The organism is Yersinia fenwicki, assembly GCF_043099325.1.
Taxonomy (GTDB): domain Bacteria; phylum Pseudomonadota; class Gammaproteobacteria; order Enterobacterales; family Enterobacteriaceae; genus Yersinia.
The window spans coordinates 2580780-2592581 of record NZ_CP170755.1 but is presented as its reverse complement, the minus strand read 5'-3'; the positions used below and the strand labels follow the sequence as shown (position 1 = coordinate 2592581).

Genomic DNA, 11802 nt, shown 5'->3' with positions numbered 1-11802 from the left:
TGCTTATATCAGGTATTCAGAACCAACCAGTATGTTATTTCCACCTAAGTTAATCGTGCCAAACTTCACTTTTAATTCCCCCCTTTCTTTATATATTGCTATGATTTAGCCGGTATTGTTACAGGCAGTCATAATGAATATTCCTATGGAAGCGACATGACAACGGGAGCACACAGTGAATCAAAACCCTTTCGGACAAATTATTGGTGCAGAATTACCGCAGTGGCAATCAGCACAGCAGCCTCAACGAGAAATTTTACCCGGACACTTTTGTTATTTGGCCCCCGTTGACTCAGATAAACATGAAGCATCTTTGTATCAGGCGTACCACTTGATTCCTGATGCCAGTGACTGGACCTACTTTTATTGTGAGCGTCCAGAGAATGAAAATGATTTCCAGCAGTACCTGCAAACATTAATTAATGCGAAAGATTCGTTGCATTACACCGTAGTGGATGCGCAAACAGGTGTGGCGTTAGGAACGGTTGGCTTACAGCGAATTGATGAAACGAATGGTGTGATTGAGATTGGCTCAGTTAATTGGTCACCGCGCTTAAAACGCAATTCAGCGGGCACTGAAGCCATCTATTTGCTATTACATTATGTATTCGACAAATTAGGCTATCGCCGCTGTGAGTGGAAATGTGACTCCTTAAATGGGCCTTCAAATGCGGCAGCAATGCGATTTGGTTTCCAGTATGAAGGGCAATTTCGGCAGGCGATTGTGACTAAAGGGCGCAACAGAGATACCAATTGGTATTCCATTACTGACAGGGAATGGCCATTAATTAAACAGGCATTTCATGATTGGTTAGCGATGGACAACTTTGATTGCCAAGGTAAGCAAAAGACACGTTTACAGGATTTAAGAATCAGTCGCTAATACTGATAAAGTGATATAACGCGATATTAGAAATAATTAGAGTAAAAAATGAGCAAACTAAAAAGTTATATTTTTTTACATTTTGATATCGCGAATTTTAAGAGTGTCATTATACTGTAATCATCTGGCGGTATTTTTCACACGGTGCACAGCTTAGGCTGTTATCTATCACTGCGGGGATCGCTAATGGTAAAGTCCATGATTGGGCTGTTAAGAAAAAACCAAAGTTTTATCCAGGCGACTCGTTGTTACGAGGGCATAAACTCCGACTCTCAAATTCCAGTATTACCATCATCATGTGCTGTTAATATATTATCGTCACCCGTATTCCCGTCTCCAGTTTCAACATCATGTAATAACTCCCCTTGCGATATTGTTTCCCTCCGGCTATTGAACCGGGTGTCGACTTTATTCGCATTTTCATTGGCTATTATTGGCTGCAAAGGAAGCCAAAACCGCATCTGTATGTGAAACATAATCGCGCAGGCTTTCCTGCTGCGGTAGTTGAATCAAACTGAAAGGTGCCACTATGGGAAGACAGAAAGCAGTGATCAAAGCTCGTCGTGAAGCGAAACGCGTTATTAGACGTGATTCACGTAGTCATCGTCAGCGTGAGGAAGAAAACGTGACATCGTTAGTGCAAATGGGCGGTGTTGAATCAATAGGTATGGCGCGGGATAGCCGTGATACCTCCGTTATTCAGGCGCGTACCGAAGCTCAAGGTCATTACTTATCAGCCATAGAAAGTAAGCTGCTCATCTTCGCCACCGGTGAAGCAGGGTGTGGTAAAACCTTTATTAGCGCGGCCAAGGCTGCTGAAGCATTAATTCACAAAGAAGTAGATAGGATAATTGTGACGCGACCTGTACTACAGGCAGATGAAGACTTGGGCTTTTTGCCCGGTGATATTTCTGAGAAATTCGCGCCTTACTTCCGCCCGGTGTATGACATTCTGCTGCGCCGACTCGGATCTTCTTTCATGCAATATTGTTTGCGGCCGGAAATCGGCAAAGTCGAAATTGCGCCTTTTGCGTATATGCGCGGGCGTACCTTTGAGAATGCGGTGGTGATCCTCGATGAGGCACAAAACGTGACCGCCAGCCAAATGAAAATGTTCCTCACCCGCCTCGGTGAGAATGTCACTGTTATTGTGAATGGTGATATCACTCAGTGCGACCTGCCGCGTGGGGTGAAATCAGGTCTCAGCGACGCACTGGAGCGCTTTGCTGAGGATGAAATGATTGGCATTATTCGCTTTGATAAACAGGACTGTGTCCGCTCTGCACTCTGCCAACACACCTTGAATGCCTATTCATAACTCAGGTTATGAATGGATGACCTGATAAAAAAGGGCAAGCGTTTATAGCGCTTGCCCTTTGCTTATCCCCTTACGGGATATCGACAAAGAATTATCGCTACAACATAATCGTCATCATATACGCGGCGAATAATGCCAGATGGGCGGTGCCGTTGAGCACGTTGGTTCTGCCGGTAGAGAATGAGATTTGCGACAGAATCAGGACACTGACCATGACCACGATATGCGGCGCTTCCAGGCCAAAATTCAACTCCTGCCCAGTCAGTACGGCAATTAAGGTTACCGCTGGGACAGTTAGGGAAATCGTGGCCAGTACCGAACCGAAGAACAGATTCATCGCCCGCTGCACCTGATTTGCTAATACTGCTTTTAGTGCGCCCAACCCTTCCGGCGACAAGATAAGCAAAGCAATCAGGAAGCCGGTAAATTTAGCCGGTGCATTTAACTCAGTCAGCAGCGCTTCCAGTGGGTTGGCATCAAATTTAGTCACTGCGATTACCGCAACCAAATGAATCAACAGCCAGAATGTATGCCACAGGCTACTATGAGATGATGGTTTACCGTGATGCGGGTCACTTGGGTCATCGCCTTCATCTTCATGTTCGTAGACAAATAGGCTTTGGTGAGTTTTGGTCTGGATCAGCAGGAAAACCCCATACATCGCCGCCGAAATCGCGGCGACTACCAGTGATTGCGTCACACTAAAATTGCCACCGGGCAGGGTGCTTGGTAATACCAGTACAATGATAGCCAGCGGGAATATAGCCATCAAATACTGTTTGATACCGACCAGATTGACATGTTGGGTGGCAAATTTACGCCCACCGAGCAGTAAAGACACACCTACCAATCCCCCGATAACAATCATAATGATGGAATAGAGTGTATCGCGCATCAAGGCGGGGGCGGCATCACCTGTTGCCATCATCGCTGAGATCAAGCTGACCTCCAGCACCACCACCGACAGACTAAGAATCAATGATCCATAGGGTTCACCCAAACGGTGTGCTAAAACGTCAGCATGGCGTACCACACTGAAAGCACTGCTCAGGATACCAACCAGTGCAATCATGTTGATAACGATTACGGCAGCAAAATTGCTGGTATTACCCCAGATATTAAGAATAACCAGCGCAATCATAGGCAGGATAAGGGAGTATTCGTGATGGCGAGATTTAGATCGGCCAGGATCATTTTGCGACTTCATTTCGAGCACGCTCCTAATAACTTTACTGCATTAAACGGGCATTAGAGCCATTTAACGATAATTAAGCGCCATATTGCAGGCTAAGTAGCTTTAAGACTAACAAATAACAGGGAATTGTCGCAGAAAATTTACAAGGTTTTAACGAGAAAAGGTAAAAAAAGAGTCAACAAAATGGACATCAGAGGATAATGTCCATTGATTTTTCAGATATTAATGAGATCTAGTCGTCAATGTTGTCCATCACTTCATGGCGTTGGTGATGATAGTCCTCTTCATTGAGGCCTTCACGCCAATAGGGAACGGCATAGAGCTGCTGGCGTTCGCAGCCTTTTTCACGCCGGAGATAACGGCGTAACTGTACCACCATCCGATCTTCACCTGCCAGCCAAAATGTAGCTTCCTCCATCGGCAGCTCAAGTGCGCAGAACTGGGTGATAACTTCATCGGTTTTTTCAGTACCACCAATGACCCAACTCAGTTCAATACCTGCCGGTTTCACCAGATTAAGCACATCCTGTGGGGTATCGACACGAATAATGGCATGGCCCTGTGCATCGGCGGGTAATGTTTCTAATAGGGCCGCGATAGCAGGTAATGAAGAGGGGTCGCCAACCAGATAGCTGTATTCAGCTGCTGGTAGCATGGTTTCAGGGCCACCAGGATTGGTAATACCTATCCAGTCACCTGATTTAGCATTGCGGGCAAAATTAACCGCTGGGCCGCTGTGGTCATGAAGCGCAAATTCAATGTCTATCTCACAAAACTCAGGTCTGACGGCCCGAACAGAGTAGGTTCGAACAATCGGTCGCACTTCTGCTGCTGGCCATTGCGGGCCTTTCTCACCAAGTACCGGCAGTTCCGGCTGCGTTTGGTGTGCTAATGGCAGGAAGATTTTTAAATGTGCCCCGGCACAATCTGCCGGATAATTATGCAATGTCGGGCTGTAGAATGTGACTCGGCGTAGGTGTGGGGAAGTGTCTACCACCTTTTTGACCTGCACCAGGCGCGGAGGGGTTGGACGGTATTTGGGTTTTGCTGCGGTTGATTCTGTGGTCACAGTTTATCCTTCTTATCTTATGGCGTTTTATTCTTGTTCGTTAGCAGCATGGATGCGGCTTATCAAGCCATAAACTATATCATCAACCAATGTTAATGATAATTATTTGCATGAGTGGAATGTAAGAAAAACGACAAGAGTGGGTTGCCCCCGGCGGAGTGGGGGCAAAGATATGATTTATCGAAGAGAAGTATTAGCTGATAGGTTGCACGATAGCCACACGGCGGAAGTGCATTCGTAGCCGCAACATGGTCACCAAGGCAACAATCATCACCGCCATAGCGGCCAGAGGGAGTTGTTGTAAGTGCAAGCCAAATGCCAGCAGGGTACCACCGAGCCAGGCCCCCAACGCATTGCCTAAATTGAACGCACTCTGATTAAAGGTTGATGCCAGATTAGGAGCATCTCGGGCTTGATCCACCACCAGTAGTTGCAACATTGGGCAAAGGGCAAAAGCCACAATACTCCAGATGAACAAGGTCAGAACTGCCGGTAAGTAAAAACCGATGGTGTAATGCAATGCCAGCAGAATACCCATCAAAATGGCAATCAGGCGTGTCATTGATCCGACCAGATTTTTATCACCTAACCGCCCGCCCAGCACACTGCCAATGGATAATCCAACGCCGAGGATCAGCAAGACAATCGTGACACCATGTTCAGAGACACGGGTAACCTCGCGCAGCAGGGGGGCAATATAGGTGAAGACGGTGAATAGACTGGTATTGGTTAATACTGAAAGCAGTAAAGCGGTTTGCACTTTTTTCTGCATCAGCGTTTTAAACTCTAATTTTGGGCTGATTTTCTTCATCGGAATATTGCTAGGTAACCAGGCAATCACTGCGATGATGGCAACAACACCGATGGCGCTAACACCCCAGAATGCGGCACGCCAGCCGAAAGCTTGTCCAATGGCCGTGCCCAATGGCACACCGAGCACATTTGCCAGCGTGACCCCCATAAACACTAATGCAATTGCCCGCGCACGGCGATTGGGCTGAACCAAATCGGTAGCGACCACTGAAGCTAGTCCAAAGAATGTGCCATGACACAATGCCGCAATAATACGAGCAGCCATCAGCAAGTTATAAGTTTCAGCCAAGGCACACAGAATATTGCCGATAATAAATAAAACAATTAAACCCAATAGGGTGGATTTACGTGGCACTCGTGCTGTTGCAATGGCCAACAGTGGAGCACCAATGACCACGCCCATAGCATAGACTGATACCAACATTCCGGTTTTAGGGATACTGACCCCGAGATCATGGGCAACTTCTGGTAATAGCCCCATAATGACAAACTCGCTGGTACCAATGCCAAAGGTAGCAATGGTCAGCGCGATAATAGCCAACGGCATGAATAACTCCTGAACCGGCAACGGGTATGAAGAGACTGAAGAATAGTCTTTGCAGGTAAATTTAATCGGCCGATTCTAGCACTGCCCTAAAATAGCGTCTAACGGCAAAGTGCTATATTAAAAAGTTATTTAATATAGCTGATTTTATTCTTGTGTATTAACTTGCGTGAAGCTAGCCATTTTCTACAAATCTTTATTTTTTTGATAATTAAGCTTATTTTTCAATGTTTGGGGTTAATCCGACTTTTTGTGTAAGTCATCAACTTTGCTTAGTACAAAAAAACATAAACAACGGTTTTTTTGTATTTGTTTGTCTCTACTATCCCCGCGATTCTGTACATCAATCAGAATGAAAGGGGTAAAGTATGAATTTCCAACAGCTTAAAATTATTCGGGAATCAGCCCGTTGTAATTACAATCTGACTGAAGTGGCAAACACATTATTTACCTCGCAATCAGGTGTGAGTAGGCATATTCGCGAGTTAGAAGAAGAATTGGGTATTGAGATATTTATTCGGCGTGGAAAACGCCTGTTGGGAATGACTGAGCCGGGCAAAGAGTTACTGACAGTCGCAGAGCGCATGTTAAATGATGCGAATCAAATTCGCCGTCTGGCTGACGTTTTTAGCAATAATGATAGCGGGCAGTTACATATTGCCACCACGCATACTCAAGCCCGTTACAGTTTACCGCGGGTGATAAAAGAGTTCCGTCTGCTGTATCCACAGGTCAAACTGGTTATTAGCCAGGGAAATCCACAAGAAATTGCGGCTATGCTGCAATCCGGTGAGGCTGATATTGGGATTGCCACTGAAGTACTGATGAGTGATGAATCTATCGCAGCATTTCCTTATTACCGTTGGCATCACGCGATTGTGGTACCAGAAAATCACCCATTAACGCAAGAGCCAAACATCACGCTGGAAACCTTGAGTAACTTGCCATTAATTACTTATCGTCAAGGAATAACCGGCCGATCACGGTTGGACAATGCCTTCAAAAATGCCGGATTAACCCCCGATATTGCCCTCAGTGCACAAGATTCTGATGTGATCAAAACCTATGTTGAGCTGGGCATGGGTGTAGGGATTCTGGCGGATATGTCGTATGAAGCACATCGTGACAAGGGGCTGGTGCGCCTTAATGCAGAGCACTTGTTTGATGCGAATACAGTGTGGTTAGGATTAAAACGAGGTCAGTTACAACGTAACTTTATCTGGTTCTTCATTCAACTCTGCAATCCAACACTTTCTGTGCATGATATTAAAGAGAAAGTGTTGGCAGAAACGGCTGACGAAATTGTGATTGATTACCAGATTTAGTCCCTATGTGAGTCGGCTGGCGATTATGTCATATTGTCAGTCAAGGTCATCATTTTCCGGCGTAAATCGTACCTGTACTTCTGTTCCCCCTTCTTCCCGTTGGCGGATATCACAATACCCATGCAGGGTGGCAGCTCGGTCTTGCATAATCATTAGACCGTAATGATTCGGCCGTTTACTGGCTTGACCAATGCCACAGCCATTGTCGAGGATTGACATGACGATATCACCTTGCTTCGCAGTGACTTTAACAGTGGCCTCAGTGGCGTGGGCATGTTTATAAATATTATTCAGCGCTTCACGGGCTATGTTGACCATGTGAATGGCTTGATGGTTGGGAATAGAGTCTGATGGTAAGTTGAAATCGAGTGTAATGGGTAAGTTGGCACGCTCGCTGAATTCATTAACTAAGTTTTGGAGGGCGGCTTGCAATGTCGCTTCATTGAGTTTCAAGCGAAATGTGGTCAGCAACTCCCGCAGTTGGCGGTAAGCGATATTAAGTTCGTCGCGCATTTGCTGTATCAATAGCTTACTGGGTTCGGGCATGTCCGGAACTTGCATCTGCAAACAACTAATTTGTATTTTGAGGCAGGAAAGAGATTGCGCGATTGAGTCATGCAGTTCGCGCGCAATGGCTGAACGCTCCTCCATCAACAGGAGTTGCTGCTGATGTCTCGCCTGGCTTTCCAGGGCCAATGTGCTGGTCAATTGTTCGACCAACATATTCACCAACTGTTGCTGATCGGAGTTAAGCGGTGTTTCTGAAGGGAGCTTTGCCAGTAATAAACCATATTGACCCAGCTTATCACTCAAACTCCAGCTGAGTGATTCCCGCGCGGTGGGTGGGTTCGTGGCAATGAGTGACCCGCTAATGGTTAATTGTGTCGGGCGATTTTGTGGCGGTAAATATTCACCATCCAATTGGTCAGCCAGGTGTGAGCGATAAAGGTGATTCTCGTATAAACAGATTTGCACATTTTCTAGCGGTGTCAGCGTTTGCAATTGTTCGATGACAGGCACCAAACGCTCACTTAATGGTTGAGTGGTATGCAGTTGACGACTGCTGTGATAAAGAAACGCCAGTACCTGGTTTTTCTGTTGTAAATCAGCTGTTTTCTGCGCAACTCTCTGCTCCAAATCACTGTATATCACAGACAGCTCCTGCGACATTCTATTCAGTGCTGTGCCCAACATTCCCATCTCATCGCGCTGATAAGGCAGAGAGAAGCGCTTGCTGAAATCACCGCGTCCGATGGCATTCGCCATTGAGATCAGTTGCAGCCACGGACGCAATAAACGGCGGCGAAGATAATAAATGGTGGCGAGCATCAAGCCCAGAGTCAACACAATGAACACTAACTGAATCATCGTCATCAGCAGTAGACGCTGCTCGGTTTTATGGTCAATGGCTAATACCAATGCATCAAGCTGGTGGACAAAATCGGCCACATTGACGGCAACATCATCGGGCTGCTTAGCTTGTAGCAGTTGCGGTTTTAAGGTGTCTTGCCAGTAACGTTCTATTTGTTGGTATTGACGGGTTAACCCCTCCCGCTGAAGGGCGTGTTGTAAATCATCACTGGTTTTGTCCTGCTCCAGTGCCGCTAAATAGGGGAGATCCTCTTTATCTAATGGCACCATAGAAAGCAGCCGGTAACTTTGCATCCGCAGAGAACCCGCTTTATTGATTGCGTGTGCATTACCTTGAATGCTTTGGGCCATCCATGACGAGATCGTCATACCAGCCAGCCCCAACATGCCCAGTAGTATCATCAGCAATGCAATCTGATTAACTAATGGAATTAGGTAACGTTTCATAAAGCGGGATCCCTGTCATTAATAAGCTGGCAACCTTGCCGTTGTTTATCCCACAGCGTGAGCGCTAATGAGACTTCATGCCGGCGGCTGTCATCATCATACGGAACAGCATAGAAACTGCCAATAAAGCCAGCACACTACTGCACCAGATAAGTAACATCCAACCGACTCTCTTCCACCAAGGAGACTTTACTGGCTCAAGTGGTTGAGATGGTGATGGTGATTTCATCATTCAGTGATAACCCTGTTCGTGATTGATTTTCCCACGGAATACGTAGTAGCTCCAGAAGGTATAAACCAGAATGATTGGAATAATAAAAAGTGCGCCGACCAGCATGAATCCCAAACTTTGCGGAGGAGCCGCGGCCTGCCATAAGGTAATTGATGGCGGAATAAGATAAGGCCAAATACTGATACCCAAGCCGCTGTAGCCTAAAAACACTAACAACAAGATCAATAGGAAGGGAGCATAATGTTCGCCATGCTTGACTGCGCGCAGTAGTGCCCAACTGGCGAAGAGCACCAATATAGGTACCGGTAGGAACCAGAATAAATTAGGCAGGTTGAACCAGCGTGCAGCAATCTGTGGGTGAGTCAGTGGTGTCCAAATACTAATAATGGCAATAATAAGCAACATCATCAGGGTCAGTGGGCGGGCCAGTCTATGCATCACTTGCTGTACATGATCGTCAGTTTTCATAATGAGCCAGGTACAGCCAAGCAGGGCATAGGCAATGACCAGCCCTAAGCCACAAAACAGCGCAAAGGGGGTAAACCAGTCAAATGGCCCGCCACTGTAACTACGGCCGATGACCGGGAATCCGTGAATAAAAGCACCGACCACCATTCCCTGGGTAAATGTGGCGACCAGCGAACCGCCAATAAAGGCTTTATCCCAGATATGCTGTTTTTCCGGCGTAGCTTTAAAGCGGAATTCGAATGCGACACCGCGGAAAATCAAACCCAGCAGCATTAACGTCAGCGGAATCGCCAGCGCATCAAGAATAACCGCGTAAGCCAGCGGGAAAGCGCCCAGTAAAGCTGCGCCACCGAGTACCAGCCAGGTTTCGTTGCCATCCCAGACTGGGGCGACGCTGTTCATCATCAAGTCCCGGTCACTGCTGCTTTTTACCAGCGGAAACAGGATGCCAATCCCTAAATCAAAACCATCCATTACCACATACATCATGGTGCTGAATACAATGATAACAAACCAAATCAGTGGAAGATCGATACCCATCATTAGCTCCTGTTTTGGTTATGGTCAGTGGTCAATATGCCGCTATCAGTATTGGCATCGCTAACTGCCGATAGTGGTCTGGCAGGCGTTGCGTGTTGACCGGGCCCACCTCTATCTTGCTGGCGCCCTTCATGGGCGATTGGCCCTTTGCGGATCAGCCGCATCATATAGGCGTAGCCCACACCAAAGACCGAGCCATACACCAGGATAAATATCAGCAAGCTGATGCTCATATGCATTTCACCGTGTGACGACACCGCGTCACTGGTGCGCTGCAAACCATAGACGATCCAAGGCTGACGACCCACTTCGGTAGTAAACCACCCCGCCAGAATGGCAATCAGTCCTGATGGCCCCATCCATAGCACAAAGTAAAGGAAGGGACGAGACTGATACAAAGCGCCACGCCAACGCAGCCATAAACTCCAAAAACCTGACAAAATCATCAACATGCCTAATCCGACCATAATGCGGAAAGACCAAAATACGATGGTTGAATTAGGACGGTCTTCGGGTGGAAAAGATTTCAGCGCCGGGATCTGCTTATCCAGACTGTGAGTCAGGATAAGACTGCCTAAATATGGGATTTCCAGTGCGAAATGGGTTTTCTCTTGTTTCATGTCTGGCCAGCCAAACAGAATGAGTGGGGTAGGTTCACCGGGTTTATTTTCCCAGTGCCCCTCAATGGCTGCAATTTTGGCTGGCTGATATTCCAGCGTATTAAGGCCGTGAGCATCACCAATAACCGCTTGGAGTGGGGCAACAATCAAAGCCATCCACATTGCCATCGACAACATTTTCCGCATCGCCGGAGTATCGCGTTTTCGCAGCAAATGCCAGGCGGCGGAAGCCCCAACAAAGAAGGCTGAGGCCAGGAAAGCAGCGGTCGACATGTGTAATAGGCGGTAGGGGAAGGAGGGGTTAAAGATCACTTTTAACCAGTCAACTGGCACCACTTGCCCATTAATGACTTCAAAACCTTGTGGTGTCTGCATCCAGCTATTCGAGGCCAGAATCCAGAAGGTTGACATGAGTGTTCCCAATGCCACCATGCAGGTGGCAAAGAAATGTAAGCCGGGGCCAACACGATTCCAGCCAAATAGCATCACACCCAAGAAACCGGCTTCGAGGAAGAAGGCGGTCAAGACTTCATAAGTTAGCAGCGGGCCAGTGATGCTACCGGCAAATTCTGAGAAAAAGCTCCAGTTGGTACCAAACTGGTAGGCCATAACCAAGCCGGAAACCACGCCCATACCAAAGTTGACGGCAAAGATTTTTGACCAGAAATGGTAGAGGTCGCGGTAATCTTCATTTTTGGTTTTTAGCCATAATCCTTCGAGTACCGCCAGAAAACTGGCAAGACCAATAGTGATAGCCGGGAAAATAATATGGAACGAAATGGTGAAAGCGAATTGGATTCTGGCCAACTCGAGAGCGGTTAAGCCAAAGATAGCGACCTCGCTAAAAACATGGTACTGCCTCATCAAACGATAGAAGAAATCGCGCCATAGTGACGATTCAGTGACATCGGCACGGGCAATTATTTCGCGGAGTAAACTTGGCAGTTAGTTAACCATAAGTTAAAGTGACTATAATA

At 46.9% G+C, this 11802-nt stretch carries 10 protein-coding genes; 3 read left to right on the top strand and 7 right to left on the bottom strand.

Annotated elements, in window-relative coordinates:
- Positions 1-175: 175 nt before the first annotated feature.
- The gene (locus ACF3VQ_RS11955; protein WP_392431077.1) at positions 176-883 is read left to right on the top strand and encodes a GNAT family N-acetyltransferase; all 708 of its coding nucleotides are present in this window, start codon (positions 176-178) and stop codon (positions 881-883) included.
- Positions 884-1412: 529 nt separating this feature from the next.
- The gene (phoH, locus tag ACF3VQ_RS11950) at positions 1413-2201 is read left to right on the top strand and encodes a phosphate starvation-inducible protein PhoH (RefSeq protein WP_005169005.1); all 789 of its coding nucleotides are present in this window, start codon (positions 1413-1415) and stop codon (positions 2199-2201) included.
- A gap of 97 nt (positions 2202-2298) precedes the next feature.
- On the opposite strand, the gene chaA is transcribed toward phoH, so the two are convergent.
- The 3 genes from chaA to ACF3VQ_RS11935 all read right to left on the bottom strand — a co-directional run bounded on the left by chaA (position 2299) and on the right by ACF3VQ_RS11935 (position 5825).
- Positions 2299-3408, bottom strand: a complete 1110-nt coding sequence (gene chaA / locus ACF3VQ_RS11945; protein WP_392431075.1) for a sodium-potassium/proton antiporter ChaA — start codon at positions 3406-3408, stop codon at positions 2299-2301.
- A 220-nt stretch (positions 3409-3628) separates the two neighbouring features.
- A complete protein-coding gene (locus ACF3VQ_RS11940; protein WP_392431073.1) occupies positions 3629-4465 on the bottom strand; it encodes a siderophore-interacting protein in 837 nt (278 codons plus the stop codon).
- Between the two features lie 193 nt (positions 4466-4658).
- Entirely contained in the window at positions 4659-5825 is a 1167-nt protein-coding gene (locus ACF3VQ_RS11935; RefSeq protein ID WP_392431072.1) for an MFS transporter, read from the bottom strand.
- 365 nt (positions 5826-6190) lie between these two features.
- On the opposite strand from ACF3VQ_RS11935, the gene cbl reads away from it, so the two are divergent.
- Positions 6191-7147 carry an HTH-type transcriptional regulator Cbl gene (cbl, locus tag ACF3VQ_RS11930; protein ID WP_392431070.1) on the top strand — a complete coding sequence of 319 codons (957 nt, stop codon included), beginning with the start codon at positions 6191-6193 and terminating at the stop codon, positions 7145-7147.
- A 36-nt stretch (positions 7148-7183) separates the two neighbouring features.
- On the opposite strand, the gene narX is transcribed toward cbl, so the two are convergent.
- From narX to ACF3VQ_RS11910, 4 genes are all read right to left on the bottom strand, one after another.
- On the bottom strand, positions 7184-8965 hold the full coding sequence (narX, locus tag ACF3VQ_RS11925; protein WP_392431068.1) for a nitrate/nitrite two-component system sensor histidine kinase NarX: 1782 nt from the start codon (positions 8963-8965) through the stop codon (positions 7184-7186).
- Between the two features lie 64 nt (positions 8966-9029).
- Complete coding sequence (locus tag ACF3VQ_RS11920) at positions 9030-9197, bottom strand: DUF2474 domain-containing protein (protein WP_392431066.1); 168 nt, start codon at positions 9195-9197, stop codon at positions 9030-9032.
- On the bottom strand, positions 9198-10205 hold the full coding sequence (gene cydB, locus ACF3VQ_RS11915; protein WP_392435553.1) for a cytochrome d ubiquinol oxidase subunit II: 1008 nt from the start codon (positions 10203-10205) through the stop codon (positions 9198-9200).
- Between the two features lie 2 nt (positions 10206-10207).
- Positions 10208-11656, bottom strand: coding sequence for a cytochrome ubiquinol oxidase subunit I (locus ACF3VQ_RS11910; protein WP_392435551.1), 1449 nt, complete (start codon positions 11654-11656; stop codon positions 10208-10210).
- Positions 11657-11802: the final 146 nt, after the last annotated feature.